Source organism: Janthinobacterium sp. SUN033, from assembly GCF_030397595.1.
GTDB lineage: Bacteria > Pseudomonadota > Gammaproteobacteria > Burkholderiales > Burkholderiaceae_D > Janthinobacterium > Janthinobacterium kumbetense.
In genome coordinates, this window is the sequence record NZ_JAPQNV010000003.1 from 357,909 (window position 1) to 377,874 (window position 19,966).

General features: G+C 62.5%; 18 protein-coding genes and 4 tRNA genes. 13 read left to right on the forward strand and 9 right to left on the reverse strand.

Going from position 1 to position 19,966, the window contains the following annotated elements; genetic code table 11:
- Positions 1 to 22 precede the first annotated feature (22 nt).
- Positions 23 to 667 carry a uridine kinase gene (gene udk / locus OX460_RS14625; RefSeq protein ID WP_099668153.1) on the reverse strand — a complete coding sequence of 215 codons (645 nt, stop codon included), beginning with the start codon at positions 665 to 667 and terminating at the stop codon, positions 23 to 25.
- A 59-nt stretch (positions 668 to 726) separates the two neighbouring features.
- Complete coding sequence (locus OX460_RS14630; RefSeq protein WP_289899095.1) at positions 727 to 1,230, reverse strand: DUF2199 domain-containing protein; 504 nt, start codon at positions 1,228 to 1,230, stop codon at positions 727 to 729.
- Positions 1,231 to 1,422: 192 nt separating this feature from the next.
- On the opposite strand from OX460_RS14630, the gene OX460_RS14635 reads away from it, so the two are divergent.
- Together OX460_RS14635 and OX460_RS14640 are read left to right on the forward strand one after the other, a co-directional pair.
- A complete protein-coding gene (locus OX460_RS14635; protein ID WP_289899096.1) occupies positions 1,423 to 1,872 on the forward strand; it encodes a DUF4240 domain-containing protein in 450 nt (149 codons plus the stop codon).
- A 7-nt stretch (positions 1,873 to 1,879) separates the two neighbouring features.
- Positions 1,880 to 2,248 (forward strand): tetratricopeptide repeat protein, encoded by a 369-nt coding sequence (locus tag OX460_RS14640; protein WP_289899097.1) that lies wholly within the window; start codon positions 1,880 to 1,882, stop codon positions 2,246 to 2,248.
- 16 nt (positions 2,249 to 2,264) lie between these two features.
- Here the strand turns inward: OX460_RS14640 and OX460_RS14645 are convergent, their stop codons facing one another.
- The 4 genes from OX460_RS14645 to rnr all read right to left on the reverse strand — a co-directional run bounded on the left by OX460_RS14645 (position 2,265) and on the right by rnr (position 7,220).
- A complete protein-coding gene (locus tag OX460_RS14645; RefSeq protein WP_289899098.1) occupies positions 2,265 to 2,963 on the reverse strand; it encodes a YceH family protein in 699 nt (232 codons plus the stop codon).
- A 10-nt stretch (positions 2,964 to 2,973) separates the two neighbouring features.
- Entirely contained in the window at positions 2,974 to 3,723 is a 750-nt protein-coding gene (gene cysE, locus OX460_RS14650) for a serine O-acetyltransferase (protein ID WP_099387234.1), read from the reverse strand.
- Positions 3,724 to 3,914: 191 nt separating this feature from the next.
- Positions 3,915 to 4,658 carry a 23S rRNA (guanosine(2251)-2'-O)-methyltransferase RlmB gene (gene rlmB, locus OX460_RS14655; protein ID WP_034784003.1) on the reverse strand — a complete coding sequence of 248 codons (744 nt, stop codon included), beginning with the start codon at positions 4,656 to 4,658 and terminating at the stop codon, positions 3,915 to 3,917.
- A gap of 3 nt (positions 4,659 to 4,661) precedes the next feature.
- Positions 4,662 to 7,220: a ribonuclease R gene (gene rnr / locus OX460_RS14660; RefSeq protein ID WP_099664694.1), complete on the reverse strand. Its 2,559-nt coding sequence runs from the start codon at positions 7,218 to 7,220 to the stop codon at positions 4,662 to 4,664.
- A 410-nt stretch (positions 7,221 to 7,630) separates the two neighbouring features.
- On the opposite strand from rnr, the gene OX460_RS14665 reads away from it, so the two are divergent.
- The 4 genes from OX460_RS14665 (at position 7,631) to OX460_RS14680 (ending at position 8,429) form a co-directional block, all read left to right on the forward strand.
- Positions 7,631 to 7,715 (forward strand) — tRNA-Leu (locus tag OX460_RS14665).
- A 325-nt stretch (positions 7,716 to 8,040) separates the two neighbouring features.
- A tRNA-Leu gene (locus OX460_RS14670) sits at positions 8,041 to 8,125 on the forward strand.
- 67 nt (positions 8,126 to 8,192) lie between these two features.
- Positions 8,193 to 8,277, forward strand: a tRNA-Leu gene (locus OX460_RS14675).
- A gap of 67 nt (positions 8,278 to 8,344) precedes the next feature.
- Positions 8,345 to 8,429, forward strand: a tRNA-Leu gene (locus OX460_RS14680).
- Positions 8,430 to 8,527: 98 nt separating this feature from the next.
- On the opposite strand, the gene OX460_RS14685 is transcribed toward OX460_RS14680, so the two are convergent.
- Positions 8,528 to 9,379 (reverse strand): SDR family oxidoreductase, encoded by an 852-nt coding sequence (locus OX460_RS14685; RefSeq protein ID WP_289899099.1) that lies wholly within the window; start codon positions 9,377 to 9,379, stop codon positions 8,528 to 8,530.
- 116 nt (positions 9,380 to 9,495) lie between these two features.
- On the opposite strand from OX460_RS14685, the gene OX460_RS14690 reads away from it, so the two are divergent.
- The 4 genes from OX460_RS14690 (at position 9,496) to phaP (ending at position 13,217) form a co-directional block, all read left to right on the forward strand.
- The gene (locus tag OX460_RS14690; RefSeq protein WP_099664696.1) at positions 9,496 to 9,924 is read left to right on the forward strand and encodes a helix-turn-helix domain-containing protein; all 429 of its coding nucleotides are present in this window, start codon (positions 9,496 to 9,498) and stop codon (positions 9,922 to 9,924) included.
- A 91-nt stretch (positions 9,925 to 10,015) separates the two neighbouring features.
- On the forward strand, positions 10,016 to 12,256 hold the full coding sequence (locus tag OX460_RS14695; RefSeq protein WP_289899100.1) for an ATP-binding protein: 2,241 nt from the start codon (positions 10,016 to 10,018) through the stop codon (positions 12,254 to 12,256).
- A gap of 47 nt (positions 12,257 to 12,303) precedes the next feature.
- Positions 12,304 to 12,498 (forward strand): hypothetical protein, encoded by a 195-nt coding sequence (locus OX460_RS14700; RefSeq protein WP_099664698.1) that lies wholly within the window; start codon positions 12,304 to 12,306, stop codon positions 12,496 to 12,498.
- Between the two features lie 107 nt (positions 12,499 to 12,605).
- The gene (phaP, locus tag OX460_RS14705) at positions 12,606 to 13,217 is read left to right on the forward strand and encodes a TIGR01841 family phasin (protein ID WP_289899101.1); all 612 of its coding nucleotides are present in this window, start codon (positions 12,606 to 12,608) and stop codon (positions 13,215 to 13,217) included.
- Positions 13,218 to 13,258: 41 nt separating this feature from the next.
- Here phaP and OX460_RS14710 read toward each other — a convergent pair whose 3' ends face one another.
- Complete coding sequence (locus OX460_RS14710; protein ID WP_289899102.1) at positions 13,259 to 13,885, reverse strand: metalloregulator ArsR/SmtB family transcription factor; 627 nt, start codon at positions 13,883 to 13,885, stop codon at positions 13,259 to 13,261.
- Entirely contained in the window at positions 13,882 to 15,099 is a 1,218-nt protein-coding gene (locus OX460_RS14715) for an MFS transporter (protein WP_289899103.1), read from the reverse strand. The genes OX460_RS14710 and OX460_RS14715 overlap by 4 nt, the downstream gene beginning before the upstream one ends.
- 160 nt (positions 15,100 to 15,259) lie before the next feature.
- On the opposite strand from OX460_RS14715, the gene OX460_RS14720 reads away from it, so the two are divergent.
- The 3 genes from OX460_RS14720 (at position 15,260) to OX460_RS14730 (ending at position 19,963) form a co-directional block, all read left to right on the forward strand.
- Positions 15,260 to 15,964: an SMI1/KNR4 family protein gene (locus OX460_RS14720; RefSeq protein WP_289899104.1), complete on the forward strand. Its 705-nt coding sequence runs from the start codon at positions 15,260 to 15,262 to the stop codon at positions 15,962 to 15,964.
- Between the two features lie 85 nt (positions 15,965 to 16,049).
- Positions 16,050 to 17,702 carry a VRR-NUC domain-containing protein gene (locus OX460_RS14725; protein ID WP_289899105.1) on the forward strand — a complete coding sequence of 551 codons (1,653 nt, stop codon included), beginning with the start codon at positions 16,050 to 16,052 and terminating at the stop codon, positions 17,700 to 17,702.
- The gene (locus OX460_RS14730; RefSeq protein WP_289899106.1) at positions 17,699 to 19,963 is read left to right on the forward strand and encodes an ATP-dependent DNA helicase; all 2,265 of its coding nucleotides are present in this window, start codon (positions 17,699 to 17,701) and stop codon (positions 19,961 to 19,963) included. Before OX460_RS14725 ends, OX460_RS14730 begins: the two co-directional genes overlap by 4 nt.
- Positions 19,964 to 19,966: the final 3 nt, after the last annotated feature.

The following is a 19,966-nucleotide window of genomic DNA, read 5'->3' on the forward strand; positions in this document are numbered from 1 at the left end:
CGGGCTGCGTCACCGGCAGGCTTCAAACGGCCGGTTTCAATCGACCGATGACGCTGGCCACCTTGGCCGTGATCATGTCGACCGCGGGGCCATTGGCGCCGTGCGGCAAAATGACGTCGGCATTGCGCTTGGTCGGTTCGATGAATTGCTTGTGCATCGGGCGCACGGTTTCCAGGTATTGCTCGATGACGCTTTCCACCGAACGGCCACGTTCCGTGATATCGCGTTGCATGCGGCGGATGAAGCGCACGTCGGAGGCCGTGTCGACGAAGATCTTCAGCGACATCATGTTGCGCAAGTCTTCGTCATACAGGGCAAACAGGCCCTCGATGACGATCACCGGCGCCGGCTTGACCAGGATGGTCCTGTCGGAGCGGTTGTGCAGCGTGAAGTCGTACTCGGGCATCTCGATCGATTCGCCATTGCGCAAGGCCTGGATGTGCTGCACCAGCAATGGCCACTCGAACGCCTGCGGATGGTCGTAATTCTGCTGCCGGCGCACTTCAGGGGAGAGGTGGGTCTGGTCGCAGTAGTAGTCGTCCTGCATCACGACCGAGACCATGTCGGCGCCGAACGACGCCAGCACTTGCTGGGATACGGTGGACTTGCCACTGCCGCTTCCGCCAGCGACACCAATAACAAACGGTTGGAAGGAAATAGTATTCATGCCGAATGATACCGGAAACATGAGCGGTCCGACAGGGAGCGGCTGCAACGCCGGACCTGTCACGCGCCATGCATCAGTCGCGCATACAGCTCGGCCACCCGCTCTGCCGTGATGCCGTCGCGCTGTTCCACGGCCAGCGGGTGATCCGTCGGTTCCAGCTCGATGGCCGGACGTATGCCATCGTCGCGCAGGTGCACGCGGGTTTTCAGGTTCAGGGTGTCCGGATACACGGGAAGCTGCGTGCTGAGCCAGCCGAAGAAAGGGCCGATGTGCGCCCGTTTGGCATCGTTGAAGCAGGCGTCCCAGGCGTCGAAGCTGTCGCCGCTCAGCGATACCCACACGCCCCAGCTGAACGGCTCGTCAAAGCCATGCACGGGGATGTCGATGGTGGCGCGCACGAAGCAGTGCGCTTCGTCGACGATGCAGGCGTCGCTGTCGAGCTGGCAGCGTGCTTCGCGTTCGGCGGGCGCCATCTGCTCGTACAGCCACGGCGCATCGGCGCCAAAGCTGGGCATGCCCGTGTGGGTCTCGCCGCAGGAGCGACACAGGAAGGAAAAAGTCATGTGGTAAGGACGCTTATTCGAATTGTTTGCGGTGTTGCATGCAAAAAGTTACTTGGGGAAACTGTGCGCTTGGCATTCGGGCAAGATGATATTCTAAACAAGCCCAAGATGCACGGACGGGACGACTGGCCCCACCGTCATTGCATGCCTGGCCTCTTTCAGTATCGATAGACTATTTACCTGGAATGAACAATGAACGAAGAAAAATTTTGGCAGCTGATAGAGCAGATCGACCGTGAAGCCCTGGAAGACGGCGACGCCGATGCCGCGGTGGAACCATTGACCGAAGCGCTCGCCGAGTTGCCGGTCAAGGACATCAAGGGCTTCGAAGAGTGCCTGGCGCAGGCACTGTACCAGCTCGATGGCAAGGTGTTTGCGGACCATGCCGGTAACTCAGGAAAGTCGGATGACGGTTTCCTGTATGCGCGCTGTTTCGTCGTCGGCTCGGGCAAGGCCATGTATGACAGCGTGCTGGCAGACCCCACGCTGATGCCAGATCAAACGGACGCGTGGCTGGAAGAACTGTTGAGCGTCGCTCCCGAGGCTTGGTCCGAGAAGACAGGGCGTGACACCGATGACTGGGATTTTACCACCAGCGTCGACTATGAAACCGGAAGCAATTCCGCCGCCTGGCCTGGCTAAGGCGGCAATGGACGCCATCGCCGCAAGCAAGGCGCATATACGGCTGGCCGAAACCGATGCCGGGCAATGGGAGGCGCACATGGCGGCAGCTGAAGCCGTGTTGCGCAGCGCCTTGCAAGCGGCCCGGCAAGACACGGCCCTGATCACTTGCTTGGGCGCCGTGCTGTGCGACCAGGGCAAGTACAGGGACGCCGTCAACGTACTGGAAACGGCGCTCAAGCTGGGCTCGACAGACAGCCATACCCATTACAACCTGGGGGTGGCCCTGGCGGGACTGGCAAAACCGCGCAAGGCCATGGCGCAATTTGGCAAGGCGCAGGGCCTTGCCGCGTCCAGCCTGACCTGGACCGCCTATTTCGACCCGCAAGCCCAATAGGCGCGTGCCCGGAAAATTATTCGAATTGCTTGCGGAACGCCTCGAACTGCGCCGCCAGGCCATCGAAGTCGCTGCGCAATTGCAGCACTTCCTGTTCCAGCAGGGCTACCCTGCTGCCCTGCTGCGGCGCGCTGACGGCTCCCGCAAAACCTGCCGCCGTCTCGCTCTGCGCCAGCGCCTCTTCGCCGCCCAGCAGATGGCCGTAGCGCGGTTCCTTGGCGCCGGGGGCGACGGCCAGCTTGGCCACCAGCGGCGGATATTTGTCGATCAGGAACTGCAGGCCGGATTCCACTTCCGCCACCGACTTGAATTCATGCACGCGGCCGCTGCGGCTGCGGATCTCGCCCGCCGTCTGCAAGCCGCGCAGCATCAAGATCGTCAGGATGGCCAGCTTGTCCTGTTCCAGCGACCACTTGATGCGCATGCGGTGTTCGTATTTGGCGACCCGCGCGCCGGCCTGCGTGATGCCGTTGACGAACTTGCGCTGCATCAAACGCTGCAGCACGTCGTACACGGTTTCCTCGGAAAGCGCCATGACGGGGTCGCGGCTCGACAGCTGGTTGCAGCCGTTGGTCAGCGCATTGAGCGACAGCGGATAGCTGTCCGGCGTCAGTGCTTCCTTTTCAGCCAGCACGGCCAGCACGCGGATCTCGAAGGGGTCGAGCAGATTGGGATTGTCGCTACTCTTTTCTGCTGCGTTTGCGTCTGTAGTCATGCCTGTATCCTTAATCAACCAGCTTGTTCATTTGCTCGGAATCGAATTTATCACACTCGGGCACGCCCTGGCAGCAGATGCCCGCCGCCTTCAGGGTAGCGAGGATGGTTTCGATGCGCTGTTCCTGTGCCACGGCATGCGTGATCAAGCCTTGCAGGGCTTTCGACAGCGGATCGTCGCCGTTGGGCGTGACGCCATACGCGGCGAACAAATGGGCCGTGCTGCCCTCGCGCAGGGCGCTGACATCCTTTTGCACGATGTGCGCGGGGTTGCCGACGGCCGTGGCGCCGGACGGCACGGGTTTCAGCAGCACGGCGTTCGAACCCACCTTGGCGTACTCGCCCACCGTGAAGCTGCCCAGCACTTGCGCGCCGGCGCCGACGATGACGCCCCGTTCCAGGGTCGGATGGCGTTTGCTGCCGCTGTGCAGCGAGGTGCCGCCCAAAGTCACTCCCTGGTAGATGGTGCAGTCGTCGCCGACGACGGCCGTCTCGCCGATCACCACGCCGAAACCATGGTCGATGAAGACGCGCCGGCCGATGACCGCGCCCGGATGGATCTCGATGCCCGTGATGATGCGCGCGATATACGAAATGAAGCGCCCTACCCACTTCAGGTGCCGCGTCCAGCACCAGTGCGCCCAGCCGTGCATGACGATGGCGTGCAAGCCCGGATAACAGGTCAGCACCTCCCAGCCATTGCGGGCGGCGGGGTCACGTTCAATGATGCTGTTGATATCTTCGCGCAGGTGGTGGAACATAATGACAATGAATAAGGTGGAACGCAAATGGTAGCGTATTCGGCGGCGTGCTGCCGGGGAGGCAGATAAACAACCGCCGCCTCAAGGGCGGCGGCATATAAAGAAGCGCTACAAAACGTTCAGGGCAAGGCGCATTGCCGAAGACAGTACGCAAGTACGGCGAGGCAATGCAACGCCGCCCTGGACGTTTTTTAGCCTTCTTTCGCGATCCGCTGGCGGCGGGCTTCGTACAGACAGACGCCGGAAGCGACCGACACGTTCAAGCTCTCGACGGAGCCGAACATCGGAATGCTGACGAGGATATCGCAGGTGTCGCGCGTCAAACGGCGCATGCCTTCGCCTTCGGAACCCATGACGAGGGCCGTCGGGCCCGTGAAATCGGCTTCGTACAAGCCTTTTTCGCCGTCGTCCGAGGTACCGATCAGCCAGATGCCGCGTTCCTTGAGTTCACGCATGGTGCGCGCCAGATTCGTCACGGTGATGTACGGGACGGTTTCGGCGGCGCCGCTGGCGACCTTGGCGGCCGTGGCGTTGAGGCCCACGGCGCGGTCCTTCGGCACGATGACGGCATGTGCGCCAACGCCGTCGGCCACGCGCAGGCAGGCGCCCAGGTTGTGCGGGTCGGTGATGCCGTCGAGAATCAACAGCAGCGGCGGGCCGTCGATGGCGTCCAGCAACTCATCAAGATTGCGCGCCAGCGACAGTTGCGAGGCAAACGCGATCACGCCCTGGTGGCGGCGCGTGCCGACGATCTTGTCCAGACGCGACGAGTCGACAGGCATGACGCGCACGTTGGCAGCCTTGGCGGCGGCGATCATGTCCTTCATGCGGCCGTCGACGCGGCTGGCATCGACAAAAATTTCTTCCACGGACGACGCTTCATGACGCAGACGCGAGGTGACGGCGTGGAAGCCGAAAATCATTTTATTCTTCATTATTTATCGTTTCTTCTTGCTTGTTTTTGATACAGATACAGTTTTTGCTGCTCGTGGTGCCGCCGCAGCGGGTGCCGCGGCTGGTTTCTTGCTGCGTTTCGGCGCGGCGGCCTTGGGCGCTGCCGCCTTCGGGGCTGCCTTGGCTGCAGGCTTGGCTTGCGCCTTGGCGCCGTTGGCACGGCCGCCGGAACCATTGCCGGGTTTGCCACCGTTGTTGACGCTGGTTTTGATCTCATGGCGCTGCTCGGTCGCTGGACCGGGCTTGACCATCGATTTCTTTTCGCCCTTGCGCTTGCCGCTGCCGTTCGGCTTGGCTGGCGCTTCTTCGCCCGCCAGTTCCGCATCGGTGACCAGACGCAGGTCGATCTTGCGCGTTTCCAGGTCGACACGCGCCACTTGCACCGTCAGACGGTCGGTCAATTGATAACGCTTGCCCGTGCGCTCGCCGCGCAATTCATGGCGCGCATCGTCGTACTGGAAGTAATCGGTGCCCAGCTCGGTGACGTGCACCAGGCCTTCGACAAACAGGGTATCGAGCTGTACGAACACGCCAAACGTCGTCACGCCCGTGATGGTGCCGGTAAACTCTTCGCCCAGCTTGTCCTGCATGAAGTAGCACTTCAGCCAGGCTTCCACGTCGCGCGACGCTTCGTCGGCGCGGCGCTCGTTGGCCGAGCAATGCACGCCCAGCGCGTCCCAGATGGTCAGGTCCGTCTTCTTCGGCTTGCCGTCGGCCTTGTCCTTCGCCTGCTGCTTGCGCGTGGCGTTCGACACATTCGTGTTCAGCACGGTCTTTTCGGACAGCTTCGGCTCGTATTTCTTGCCTTGCAGAATGGCCTTGATGGCGCGGTGCGTCAGCAAGTCGGGATAGCGGCGGATCGGGCTGGTGAAGTGGGCATACGCCTCGTAGGCCAGACCGAAGTGGCCGATATTGTCCGGGCTGTAGACGGCTTGCTGCATCGAGCGCAGCAGCATCGTTTGCAGCAGGGCCGCGTCGGGACGCGCCTTGATCTGCTGCATCAGGGTCTGGTAATCGGATGCCGATGGCGTGTCGCCGCCCGTCAGGTTCAGGCCCACTTGCTTGAGGAAGGTGCGCACTTGCGTGAGCTTTTCCTTGGTCGGGCTGGCATGGATGCGGTAGGTGCCTGGATGCTTGTTGCGCAGCAACAAATCGGCCGCGCAAACGTTGGCCGCCAGCATGCACTCTTCGATGATCTTGTGCGCTTCGTTGCGCGTGCGGGGGATGATCTTTTCGATCTTGCCGGCGCTATTGCAGACGATATACGTTTCCGTCGTCTCGAAATCGATGGCGCCCCGCTCCGTGCGTGCTTTCAGCAAGGCGCGGTAGACGGCTTCCAGGTTTTGCAGGTGCGGCAGGATGTCCGCGCGGCGCGCCGCTTCGGGTCCCTTGGTGTTGCCCAGCACGGCAGCGACTTCGTCGTAGGTCAGGCGCGCGGCCGAATGGATGACGGCCGGATAGAACTGGTACGCCTTCAGCTCGCCCTTGTCGCTGACGACGGCGTCGCAGACGAGGGTCAAACGGTCGACGGCCGGGTTCAGCGAGCACAGGCCATTCGACAGCTTTTCCGGCAGCATCGGGATGACGCGGCGCGGGAAGTAGACGGACGTGCTGCGCTCCAACGCGTCGATATCGAGCGCGTCGTTCGGTTTCACGTAATGGCTGACGTCGGCAATCGCCACGATCAGGCGGAAGCAGTTGGCGCGGCCGATCTTGACGGGTTCGCAATACACGGCATCGTCGAAATCGCGCGCGTCTTCGCCATCGATGGTTACCAAAGGCACGTCGCGCAGGTCGACACGGTCTTTCAGGTCGGCGGCGCGCACTTCGAAGGGCAGCTTTTCAGCTTGCTTCAAGGCGGCGGCGGAAAAGACGTGCGGCACGTTGAATTTACGTACGGCAATCTCGATTTCCATGCCGGGATCGTCGAGCGCACCGAGCACTTCGACGATCTTGCCGACCGGCTGCTTGAAGCGCATCGGTTGCTCGGTCAGCTCGACGCTGACGATCTGGCCCGCTTTCGCCTTGCCCACCGAACCGGTAACCAAAATGTCCTGGCCGATGCGCTGGTCTTCCGGCGCCACGACCCAGGTACCGTTTTCCTGGATCAGGCGGCCGATGACGTGGGTGTTGGCGCGGTAGGTGACTTCGACGATCGTGCCTTCCGGACGGCCGCGGCGGTCCGTGCCGACGATGCGGGCCATGACCTTGTCGCCATGCAGTACTTTCTGCATTTCTTTCTCAGGCAGGAACAGGTCGGCGCTGGCGTCGTCGGGAATGACAAAGCCGAAGCCGTCGCGGTGGCTGGTGACGCGACCGGCGACAAGCGCGCTCTGGTCGGCCAGGCTGAAAACACCGCTGGCGTCAGACTTGAGCTGGCCGTCGCGCTCCATCGCCTTCAGGCGACGGACCAGGACATCCATGGAATCGGCATGCACTTGCAGCGTTTTCCCGAGAGACTGCGGGTCGAGAGGCGCGCTGACGCTGCGGAATATGCCGAGAATGTCCTCCCGGCTGGGGATGGTGTGGGTATTTTGGCTCAAAAGTATTTCTATAGTTGTTATTGACAGTGATCAAACGGAAGACAAAGACCGATGACATCACCGTCAATATTGACACGGTGATGTCCGGTAGTGTACCGGAGGACGCCTTGGTTTGCCTAACGGACAGCGTAGCGGAAACCGAACAAGTGCCCCGCCGATGAAAAAAAGGAGAAAAGCTGCGCAATGCATTTGACTTCGGCAAATATTGCTCTATAATCTCGGTCTCTTGCAGCGACAAACCTTAACGGGGATGCAGTTGCAGGAAAGCGGTACAGGGTTGATGTGCAGTATGGAGCGAAAGCTCATCTGGCGCAAAACTCTTCAAGTCGCTATAATAGCAGAATTGTTGTGAAGTTATTTTTCAACAAGTACTCGAGCAGTAAAATGTAGTAAGTCACAGCAGCATCAGTGCCCACGTGGCGGAATTGGTAGACGCGCATGGTTCAGGTCCATGTGCCTTCGGGTGTAGGGGTTCGAGTCCCTTCGTGGGCACCATTACCTAATTCGCAAAAAAGCCGCAAACTTTCACGAGTTTGCGGCTTTTTTCATTTCCGAAACGAAAATCCCCCTCCCCGCAATCGCCACGCACCTGCCAGGCGATGACATTCACTCCCCGCACTCCAGCGAACGCCATGCGTCATCAAAAACGCTGAAAAAATAGGCAGATTCAGCCTTTTCTCATAGGGAAAAGCCCTTTTCAGGCGAAAAAACATGTTTCTTGCAGAAAAGTGCAAAATGTTGATTGACCGAATGCGCGCCAGCCCTTATGATTTTGTCCTCGCTGCAGAACATGCAGCGACAAGCAGCAAGCAGTAACAATGCCCACGTGGCGGAATTGGTAGACGCGCATGGTTCAGGTCCATGTGCCTTCGGGTGTAGGGGTTCGAGTCCCTTCGTGGGCACCACCAGCAACAAGTTGTTCATTGTTGTGATCCGCAGTAAAGTAGTCGATAGCAGTAAAAGCAGCACAATGCCCACGTGGCGGAATTGGTAGACGCGCATGGTTCAGGTCCATGTGCCTTCGGGTGTAGGGGTTCGAGTCCCTTCGTGGGCACCACCAGCAACGAGTCGTTTTCGTTGTAGTCCGCAGTACAGTAGTGAGATATAGCAGTAGCAGCATCAGTGCCCACGTGGCGGAATTGGTAGACGCGCATGGTTCAGGTCCATGTGCCTTCGGGTGTAGGGGTTCGAGTCCCTTCGTGGGCACCATTACCTAATTCGCAAAAAAGCCGCAAACTTTCACGAGTTTGCGGCTTTTTTCATTCCAGAATGATTTTAGAATGCCGCATCCCTGCGGCACCCTCCCCTTATTTGGCCAGCGCCGCCTTCACGGCGTCATGCAGGCTCGTCGTCGGACGGCCAATCAGCGCGCTCAATTGCTTGCCATGGTCTTCCAGGCCGCCCTTGGCCGCGCCCGCATCGGAATCGGCCAGCAAGTCGGCAAAGCCTTCCGGCACGCCCACGCCCACCAGCGCCGCCTTGAAGTCCGCCTGCGGCATATCCTTGTACGCGATCGCCTTGCCCGACTGGCGCGCCACTTCGGCCGCATATTCCGCCAGGGTAAAGCCCTGGTCGCCCGCCAGTTCATAGATGGCTTGCGGCTGGGCCGCCGTCAGCACGGCAGCGGCGGCTGCCGCGTAGTCGAGACGCGCGGCGGACGAAAAACGCCCGTTTTGCGCCGCGCCCAGCACGACGCCATGCTCGAGCACGGGCGCCAGGTGTTCCGTATGGTTTTCCAGGTACCAGCCGTTGCGCAGGAAAGTGTATGGCAGGCCGGATGCGCGGATGGCCGCTTCCGTGACGACGTGCTCGGCGGCCAGGCCCAGCGGAGACGTGTCGGCGCGCAAGACGCTGGTATAGGCCAGCAGGGCCACGCCGGCGCGCTTGGCCGCATCGATGACGTTCTGGTGCTGCTGCGCGCGCTGGCCCACTTCGCTCGACGAGATCAGCAGGATTTTCGTTGCACCCTTGAACGCCGCATCGAGGCTGGCGCCATCGTTGTAATCGGCCTGGCGCACTTGCACGTCCAGTGCCGCCAGGCTGGCGGCTTTGGCCGGGTTGCGCACGGCGGCGATGATGTTGGCTGCAGGGACGGATTTGAGCAGGCTGGCAATGACGTGCTGGCCCAGGTTGCCTGTGGCGCCGGTGATGACGATCATGATTTCTCCTTGGTACGTGGGTGGTAAAACCCTATAATAGGACTATTACTTACCAATTGTAAGTACGTACCTTTTGGTAAGTACTCTTGGATACCAAACTTCGAAGGCCAACTATCATGTCCACAGACACTCCCGGCGCCAGCCTGCGCGCCGCCCTCGCCCGCCAAAACCAGGGCGCGCACCTGCTGGCGGCCGCCTGCCCGTCGCGCGCCGTGCTCAGCCACCTGACCAGCCGCTGGGCCGTGCTGGTGCTGGTACTGCTGCTGAGCGGCACGCGGCGCTTCAGCGAACTGCGCCGCGAAGTGGGCGGCGTCAGCGAAAAAATGCTGGCGCAAACCCTGGAAGCGCTGGCGGGCGACGGCTTCGTGCTGCGCCAGGCCTACCTGGTGATCCCGCCCAAGGTGGAATACAGCCTCACGCCGCTGGGACGCGAGGCGGCCGAACGCCTGGCCGTGCTGGTCGACTGGATCGAGGATAATTACCCGCGCATCGAACAGGCACGCGCCGACCTGGAAGCGGCACCAGCAGCGCTAAATGCGGCTTGAACAGGTTGCTTTTGGTCATCAAGAATTATCGTTTACTCCTACTTGCCTTGATGTAATACTAGGCCCATGAAACGCGTAAGGGCGCGACACCATGAACCAGTTGATTTCTTCCATCACTGACCGGGCCAATGTGCTGTTGGTCAGCAATTCGCCGAACGATGTGCGCGAACTGCTGTATGTGCTGGACCGGCACAACCTGGGCACGGGGCTGGCGGGCGATATCGACGAAGGCGTGGAACTGGCGGCCGGCGGCACGGACCTGATCCTGCTCGACGCGGCCCTGGCGGGCACGAATATCGGCGCCACTTGCATGCGTCTGCGCAATGCGGGCGGACGCCACGGCGTGCCCCTGCTGCTGATGTCGGCCACCCCCAGCGCCGAAGAGCAAGGCCGCAGCGTGGGTGCCGGCGCTTCCGACTACATCAAGATGCCCTTCAATGCGCGCGACGTGGCGGAAAAAATCCTCATGGAACTGGCGCTGCACAAGGCCGAGGCGCCCGCGCCGCGCGCCGCCACGCCGCCGCGCCCCCTGCATCCGCAAACGCTGGAAGTCAATTACCACTCCATCCTGGCCGGTTCGCCCGACGCCGTGCTGCTGTTCGATATCGACAACCGCCTGCTGATCGACGCCAACCACCTGGCCGAAGAATTGTTCGGCATGCCGCTGGCCGAGCTGTTGCAAGGCGGCATGGAGCCGCTGTTCCCCAGGCACCAGAGCGATGGCCGCGCCTCGCCGCAACTGCTGGAAGAAAAGATCCGCGATACCTTGCAAGGCAAGATCGTCGTCTTCCGCGCCAGCTGCTGCCACCGCGACAGCCACCCGATCGCCTGCGAAATCCGCCTGATGCGCCTGTCCGTGCCCGGCCGCCAGCTGGTGCATGCACGCATCATCGACTTGACCGAACGCAACCTCGCCGAAGCAATGCGCTCGGGCCAGAGCGCCCTGCTGGAAATGGTCGCCAAGGGCGCGCCGCTGATCCCCACCCTGAACCACTTGCTGCTGCTGATCGAAGGCCAGTCGCGCGGCGTACTGTGCTCCATCATGCTGCTCGACGACGACGGCATCCACATGCATAGCGCGGCCGGCCCCAGCCTGCCGGCCGAATACATGGCCCTGCTCGAAGGCGTGGCCATCGGCCCCGGCGTGGGTTCCTGCGGCACGGCCATGTTCCTGCGCGAACCGGTGGTCGTCACCGACATCATGCGCGATCCGCTGTGGGCGCCCTACCGCGAACTGGCGGCGCCATTCGGCTTGCGCGCCTGCTGGTCGCGCCCCATCTTCGGCCAGGATGGCACTGTGCTCGGTTCCTTCGCCATGTACTACCGCGAAGTGCGCCAGCCCGATGCGCGCGACCTGGAGCTGATCGACACGGCCACCGACCTGGCCGGCATCGCGATTGGCCGCATGCGCCACGAACGCGAGCTGCAGCGCCACCGCGCCCACCTGGAAGAGCTGGTGGCCGAACGCACGGCCGCCTTGACGCAGGCCAAGGAACACTCGGAGCAAATGAACCTCGAATTGGCCGCCGCGCTGGAAAACCTGTCCATCACGCAAGAAGAACTGGTGCGCCGCGACAAGCTGGCCGCGCTGGGTGCGCTGGTGGCCGGCATCGCGCACGAACTCAATACGCCGATCGGCAACGGCCTGGTGGTGGCCACCACTATGGCCGAGCGCACGCGCGAAATCCAGGCCAGCTTCCTCGACGGCTTGCGCCGCTCCGAACTGGGCGCCTACCTGACCCAGGCCAGCGAGGCGGACGCCATCATGCTGCGCAACCTGCAGCGCGCCGCCGACCTGGTGTCGAGCTTCAAGCAGATCGCCGTCGACCGCGCCAGCTCGCAGCGCCGCCACTTCCTGCTGCGCCAGTTCATCGCCGAACTGATGCTGCCCATGTCGACGCCGCTCAAGGCCGCCGGCCTGAGCCTGACGCAGGACGTGCCCGAAGGCCTGGCCATGGACAGCTATCCGGGTCCGCTGGGCCAGGTCCTGAGCAACCTGCTGGAAAACTGCCTGCGCCACGCCTTCGAGGGCCGCAGCGGCGGCACCATCGCCATCGCCGCGCGCGGCAGCGACGACGGGCAGACGATCACCCTGTCCATCGCCGACACGGGCGTGGGCATCGCCGCCGATGACCTCGTGCATGTCTACGACCCCTTCTTCACGACCAAGCTCGGTTCCGGCGGGTCGGGCCTGGGCCTGCACGTGGCGCACAACATCGTCACGGGCGTGCTGGGCGGCCATATCCATGTTGCCAGCAGCACCGGCGACGGCAGCGGCACCACCTTCACCCTGCAGCTGCCCGCCGCCGCGCCGCAAGCGCCCGCCCCCTGACGGGCAGGCGCGCTACAATGCCAGCAAGCATTTCTTTCGGAGCACCCATGAAATACCTTATCGCCACTGCCCTGCTGGCAGTTTGCGCTGGCGCAATGGCCGGACCTGCCCCCTGGTACAAATGGCGCAGCAAGATCGACGGCACCCTGTCGTGCGCCCAATCGACCCTGGGATTTGGCTGGGAACTGGCCTCGGGACCGTACAAAGATAGCCGTTGCGAAAAACCGGCGCTTGTTAAATAATGGGGCCATGACCACACGGGGCACCGGCTTGAGAGCAAGCGATGGCAATGCGGCGTCGAAAGAGTATGGAACGATAAGAACGTATCTATTCAAACCGAGGAGACCACATGTTTACGAATCCCGAACAATTCGCAACGGCCACCAAGGCCCTGTTTGAATTCCAGCTGATGACCTTCAACACCCTCACCTCCAAGGCCGTGCAAGGCGTGGAACAGGTCTTGGCGCTGAACATGGCCACCGCCAAGTCCGGCATCGAGGATGGCCTGGCCGCCAGCAAGGAAATCAGCCAGGCCAAGGATCCGAAGGCCGCCATGGCCGCCGCCGCTGCCCAGCTGCAACCGGGCGTGGCCGGCGCGAAAGCGTATAAACAGCAACTCGACGACATCATCAAGGAAATCCACACGGAATTCACGACGGCCGCCGAAGCCCATGTAGCCGAAGCGAAAAGCAATTTGAGCGCCCTGATCTACGACGTGACGAAAAACGTGCCGCCAGGCTCGGAAAACGCCGTCGCCATCGTCAAGGCCGCCATCGACAACGCCTTCCTCGGCTACGAACAAGTGACCAAGGCCACGAAACAGGCCGTGAAAACAGTGGAAGAGCAGATCGCCAAGGCCAGCGCGCAAGTGGCGCAAGCCACGGAAAAGGCGACGGGCGGCGCCACCGCCGCGGCTGAAAAGGCAACGCCTGCCGCCAAGCCGAAGGCTGCCAAGAAGTAATTTGACAAGAAGTCCGTTCGCAGCTATCGGGGCCTGATTCCTCAGGTCCCGATAGGTATGATCCGGTACACGCAGCGCCTCCCCCCTTCCAGCAGATATTCGCTGCGTTCCACCGTGCAATCGCCCCCCAATACCCGCTGAAAGATGGCCAGCTCGGCGCGGCAGAAATTCTGGCACGCCTTGGCGGCCGCACAGATCGGGCAATGGTTTTCCACCAGCAAGACACTGCCATCGTCCTGCGGTTCCGCATGGGCCATATAACCTTCGCCGTCGCGCGCCCGCGCCAGGCTGTCCACCCGTTGCGCCAGATCAAGCCCAGGGTCGATCAGCTTGCCGTAGGCGGCTTCGCTGCTGCGCTCGCGCGCGCCGATCAGTCTATCCAGCCCCTCGTCGCCGAACAGGGTTTTCACTTGCGCGATCAATTCCAGGGTCAGGTCGGCATGGCGGTCGGGAAAGCGCGCGTGACCCGCTGGCGTCAGCTGCCAGCGCCGCGACGGGCGCCCCACCTTGTCGGCCACGTCCCCGCAAGCCACCAGGCCCTTGTCCTGCGCCGCTTCCAGCTGGCGCCGCGCGCCCATGGAGGTGATATCGAGCAAGGCCGCCAGCTGCTGCGCCGTCTGCGGCCCGCGCATCTTCAGCAAGAACAGCGTCTGCTCGGACGTATTCATGCCACGGCCTCGGCATCGACGGCGCCGGCCAGCTGGCGGCGCCAGGCGGCCATGCGCCACGCGGCCCAGGCGGCAGAACAGGCGCCCGCGACGAGGATCAGGCGCGTATCGATCAGGGTCAGCACGGAGCCGCTGAGGGCGACGACGATGTTGGCGATGCAAAAGGTGGTAGCCAGCAAGCCCATCACGGCGCCCTGCCCGTGCGCGCTGAAGCGCTCGGCGCACCAGCCCTGGATCACCGTGTTGTACAGCGCATTCGGAATGCCGAACAGCACGATGGCGGCGATGCCCACCCAGATATTGCCCAGCGCCAAGATTCCCACGGCCAGCGCCACGCCGCAGGCATACCAGCTGGCGCGCAGCAGCGGTGCATGGCGGCTGGGACCGCCCGCCAGCAGCGAGGTGATGGTCATCGTGCCGCACAGGCCGACATTCACCCAGGCAATCTCTTGCGCATGGTAATTGGCCGTCTCGACCAGCCACAGCGGATAGAACTCGTAAAAGCTGGCCACGCCGCAAGTCAGCGCCAGTTGCACGATGAACAGGGTGCGCAGCTCGTCATGGCGCAGCAAATTGAGCGAATGGCGGTCGCGCGCCACTTGCCACCACGACGTCGTCAATAACGAGGGCGTTTCGCGCGGCAAGCCCGCGGCCACCAGCACGGCAACGAGCATCAGGGCGGCGGCGGCGATCCAGAACGGCACCGTCACGCCCCAATGCAGGGTGGCGCCCGCCAGGATCGGCCCCACCAGCCAGCCCAGGTAAAACGCGCCATTCAGCCAGGACATGGCGCGCAGGCGCAGCGGTCCCGTCAGCTGGTCGGCCAGCATGGCGCGGGCCACGGCGCCGTTACCTTCCAGCAAACCGGTGATGAAACGGGCGACGATGAACAGGGGATAGGACTGGATCACCAGCGCCCAGGCCGTGAAGGCGTGGCCGATGGCGGCGCCCACGGCCGTGCGCATCAGCAAGGGACGGCGGCCATAGCGGTCGGACAGCGGCCCCAGCAAGGCCGAGCCGATCAGCAAGCCCAGCGGGTTGATGGTCAGCGCCAGGCCGAACAGCAGTTTCGATGGCAAGCCGAGGAAATTGTTGAAGGCATTCGGCGCCTCGGCCGCGAACAGGGGCGGCAGGATCGGGTACGGCAGGGAGGCGCCGATGGTCGACAGCAGCGCCAGCAAACAGGCGGCGGAAATCAGGATGATGTTTTTCATGCGGGCTCGATGGAAATGGTCTGGCCAGACTACGTGAGCACGCCATATAAGTAAACTAAAATGTTTATTAATTATGCGCATCATTGTCGCCATGGGGCCAGCCGTGCGCGCCATCGCCTCGGCTATCATTGCCGCATGACTCACGTTGAACAGGACAAACATGACACTGGCAGAAATTGAACAGCAACACGGCTTCACTTATCCTGCGCTGTACCGGCAGCTGGACCGCGACGGCATGCTGGCCGTGGGCGAATACGGCCCCGACTGGTACAAGCTGGTCTATCCCACCTTGACCGAGCGGCCCACCCTGCTGCTGCATGCGGACGATTTCGAGTTGCTGAGCGTCAAAGCCGCAGCGGCAGCCATGGAAGAACTGGCCGATCCCGACGATTACCGGCAGATCGATCCCGCCTTCCGCTTCATCCCGTTCGCGCAAACGGGCGCGGGCGACCACTACTGCTTTTTCGCGTCTGGCCAGCAAGACGGCGACATGCCCGTCGTGCTGCTGTGGCATGACCAGGATGAAGCCCAATACCTGGCAAAGAACCTGCAGGAGTTCCTGTTTCACATGTTATTGAACAGCATGGCCGACCAGGATACGTACAACGACGTCAGCGACGGGGAATTCAAGGAACAACTGGCAAACACCCTGGGCACGCATGCGCGCTACCTGACGGCGCGCCAGGCCGAAGTGCTGCAAGCGTTGCTGGCCAGGGACATCATCGATTACGACGTGCTGTTGCCGAAGGGACGCAAGGAAGCGCACCGGGGCTTGCTGAGCGATATCGAACTGGCCGGCCTGCGCGTGGAGCTGATTCCCTACGAAAAGTTCGACAGCTGTTTTGCCTACAGCACGGCTGGCTGAACATAAAATCGCTGGGCAAGCGGCGGCTGAAGGTTTAAACTGTATATAAACACAGTAAAACCGATCACCTTGCCCTATTGCACCCATGTTGAGAGTCCTGGAAAATCCCCTGTACTATCTGGATAATTTCCAGGACGTGCTGAGCTGGATCAGCGCGCGTTACGCCGATCTGCTGAGTGTTGAGGAAACGCAGTTCATCGCCGCATTCGGCGCACTGCCGCAGCCGTCGCGCGCCCTGTTCGTGCGCCTCGTCATGCGCAAGGGTTGCTTGTTTCGCGCAAGCAAGCTCAATTACCCGGAAATCGGCGACACGCGCGCGGCCGCCCTGCCCTTGCTGGCCACCGGCTGGGTGGTGGCCGATCCCGCCATTTCTCTAGACGAGCTGTTCGAGCTGCTGCTGAAAGCGGAAATCGCCCAGGCCTTCGACCTCGCCGCGCCCCTGAAGGCGGCGCGCAAGGCGGAACAATTGGACACCTTGCGCGAACAGCATGTGAATGAGAAGCCGTTTTCCGCCTGGCACCCCGCTTCCGGCGACGTGCTGTACCGCCTCGGCCTGCAAGCCCTGTGCGACCGTTTGCGCCTGATTTACTTTGGCAACTATCACCAGGACTGGTCGGAATTCGTGCTGTCCGACCTGGGCGTGTACCAGTATGAAAAAGTGGAATTCTCGCCCGCTTCGCGCGGTTTTCGCACGCGCCAGGATATCGAGCACTATGAAGTGCTGCACCAGTGCCGCGAACGCTACAACGACAGCGCGCCAGCCGCCGAGGTGCTGCAGGAACTGGCTGCGCTGCCATTACCCGAGGACAATACCTGGCTGGCCAGCCGCCGCGACAAGCTGCGCTTCCAGATCGCCCAGCACCTGGAGAAATGCCAGGACTGGCCGGCCGCCTACCGCGCCTATGCCGATTGCCGCTATCCGGGCGCGCGTGGCCGCGCCATCCGCGTCCTGGAAAAAGATGAACAGCCGCAAGCGGCCTACGAACGCCTGCTGATCGCCCTGGCCGCGCCGGAAAGCGAAGCGGAACAGCAATTGCTGCTGCGCATGGCCCCCCGTTTGCGGCGCAAGCTGGGCCATGCGAAGCAGGCGGCCAACGCAGCAGCAGCCGTGGAGCGCATCGACCTGCGGCTGCCCTGCCCTGAACAGGCGTGCTACGTGGAAGGAGTGGTGCAGCAACACCTGATGCAGGACGGCGCGCCCGTGTACTACGTGGAAAACACCCTGATCAACTCGCTGTTCGGCCTGCTTTGCTGGCCCGCCATCTTCAAGGCCATGCCGGGCGCCTTCTTCCACCCATTTCACCGTGGCCCGGCCGACTTGCACAGCGCCGATTTTTACCAGCGCCGCAGCCTGGACTTTGCCGCCTGCCTGGAGCAACTGGACGACGGCAGCTACCACGCCGCCATCCGCGCCACGCTTGCCGCCAAGCACGGTATCGTCTCGCCCTTCGTCAGCTGGGACGTGCTGGACGACGGCTTGCTGGACCTGGCACTGACCTGCATCCCGGCCATCCACCTGAAGAAGGCGTTCGAGCGTATCTTGCTCGACATCAAAAGCAACCGCAGCGGCTTTCCCGATTTAATCCAGTTCTGGCCGGCCGAACGGCGCTACCGCATGATCGAAGTCAAGGGTCCGGGCGACCGCCTGCAAGACAACCAGCTGCGCTGGATCGCGTATTGCGCCGAACACGCCATGCCCGTCAGCGTGTGCTACCTGCAGTGGGAGGCGGCCGCATGAGCGTCAGGAAGTACACGATCGCCGTACGCGCCCTGTGCGAATTCACGGCCAAGGCAGGCGACCTGGACTTGCGCTTCACCCCGTCTCCCACGGCGCAGGAAGGCATGGCCGGGCACGCCACAGTCACTGGCCGGCGCGACGACGATTACCAGCGCGAAATCAGCCTGTCCGGCGACTTCGGCCCCCTGCACGTGCGGGGCCGCGCCGACGGCTACGACCCGGCGCGGCGCCAGCTGGAAGAAATCAAGACTTACCGGGGCGAACTGGACACGATGCCCGCCAACCACCGCCAGTTGCACTGGGCGCAGGCGCGCATCTATGGCCATTTGCTGTGCCAGCAGCTGAACCTGCCCATGCTGCGCGTGGCGCTCGTGTATTTCGACATCGCCAGCCAGAAGGAAACGCTCATGCACGAAGAGTGCACGGCCGAGGCGTTGCGCCTTTTCTTCGAACAGCATTGCGCCCTCTTCCTCGACTGGGCCGAGCAGGAACTGGCGCACCGCGCCAGCCGCGATGCACAGCTGACCAGCATGGCGTTTCCCCATGCCGACTTCCGCCCGGGGCAGCGCCAGCTGGCCGAAGCCATGTACAAGGCCAGCAGCCGTGGCTGCGGCTTGCTGGCGCAGGCGCCGACGGGCATCGGCAAGACGGTGGGCAGCCTGTTTCCCATGCTCAAGGCGACGGCCGCGCATGGCCTGGATAAACTGTTTTTCCTCGCCGCCAAGGTGCCGGGACGCCAGATGGCGCTCGACGCCTGCGCCATCCTCAAGGATAACGCGCCCCTGCTGCCCCTGCGCGTGCTGGAACTGAGCGCAAAGAGCAGCGCCTGCGAACATCCTGACAAAGCCTGTCATGGCCAGTCGTGTCCGCTGGCCAAGGGTTTTTACGACCGCTTGCCGCTGGCGCGCGAGGTGGCGCTCGCCAGCGGTTTGATCCTGGACAAGGAAGCCGTGCGCGCCATCGCCTTGCAGCAAGGTATTTGCCCGTATTACCTGGGCATGGAGCTGGCCCGCTGGAGCGACGTCGTCATCGGCGACTACAATTATTACTTCGACCTCAGCGCGATGCTGTACAGCATGACCCTGGCCCACGACTGGAAAGTCAATGTGCTGGTCGACGAAGCGCACAATATGGTGTCGCGCGCGCGCAGCATGTATTCGGCCGAACTGGCGCAGATCGACCTGAAAATGCTGCGCAAGTTCGCACCGGAGGGCTTGAAAAAGCCGCTGGACCGCCTCTCGCGCCAGTGGACGGCCTTGTTGAAAGAACAAGATGCCGATTACCACGTGCATGCGGCGTTGCCCGACAAATTCTTTGGCGCCCTGCAAGGGGTGGCCACGGCCATCGGCGACTACATGGCAGAACACGCGGCGGCGCTGGACGAGGACTTGCAGCGCTTTTATTTCGACGTGCTGCTGATCAACCGCCTGGCAGAGAGTTTTGGCGAGCATTCGCTGTTCGACGTCAGCAAGACGGACACGGGGACCACCGTGTGCATCCGCAACATCGTGCCCGCCCCATTCCTCAAGGAACGCTTCGCGGCCAGCCACAGCACGGCCCTGTTTTCCGCCACCCTGAGTCCGTGGAATTACTACAGCGACACCCTCGGCATGCCGGAAAACACGGCCTGGGTCGACGTGGAATCGCCTTTCCAGGCGGAGCAATTGTCCGTGCGCGTGGCCGACAGCATTTCCACGCGCTACCAGCACCGCGCCGCCTCGCTGCTGCCCATCGCCCAGCTGATGGCGAAGCAATACGCGGAAACGCCGGGCAATTACCTGGCCTTCTTCAGCAGCTTCGACTACATGGAAAAGACGGCCCACTTGTTCGCCCAGCATTACCCGGACGTGCCTCTCTGGCAACAGCCGCGCCGCATGGACGACGCTGCCCGCGCACAATTCCTGGGCCGTTTCGGCCTGGACACGCGCGGCATCGGCTTTGCCGTGCTCGGCGGCGCGTTTGGAGAAGGCATCGACTTGCCCGGCGCGCGCCTGATCGGCGCCTTCATCGCCACCCTGGGTTTGCCGCAGATCAATCCCGTCAACGAACAGATCCGACGGCGCATGGGCGACATCTTCGGCGCCGGCTACGACTACACGTATCTGTATCCGGGCATGCAAAAGGTGGTGCAGGCGGCAGGCAGGGTCATCCGCACGCAATCGGACAAGGGCGTCGTCTACCTGATCGACGACCGTTTTTCCCGCCCGGAAATCCGCCAGCTCTTGCCCACGTGGTGGGATGTGCAACTGGCCGGTGAATAATCT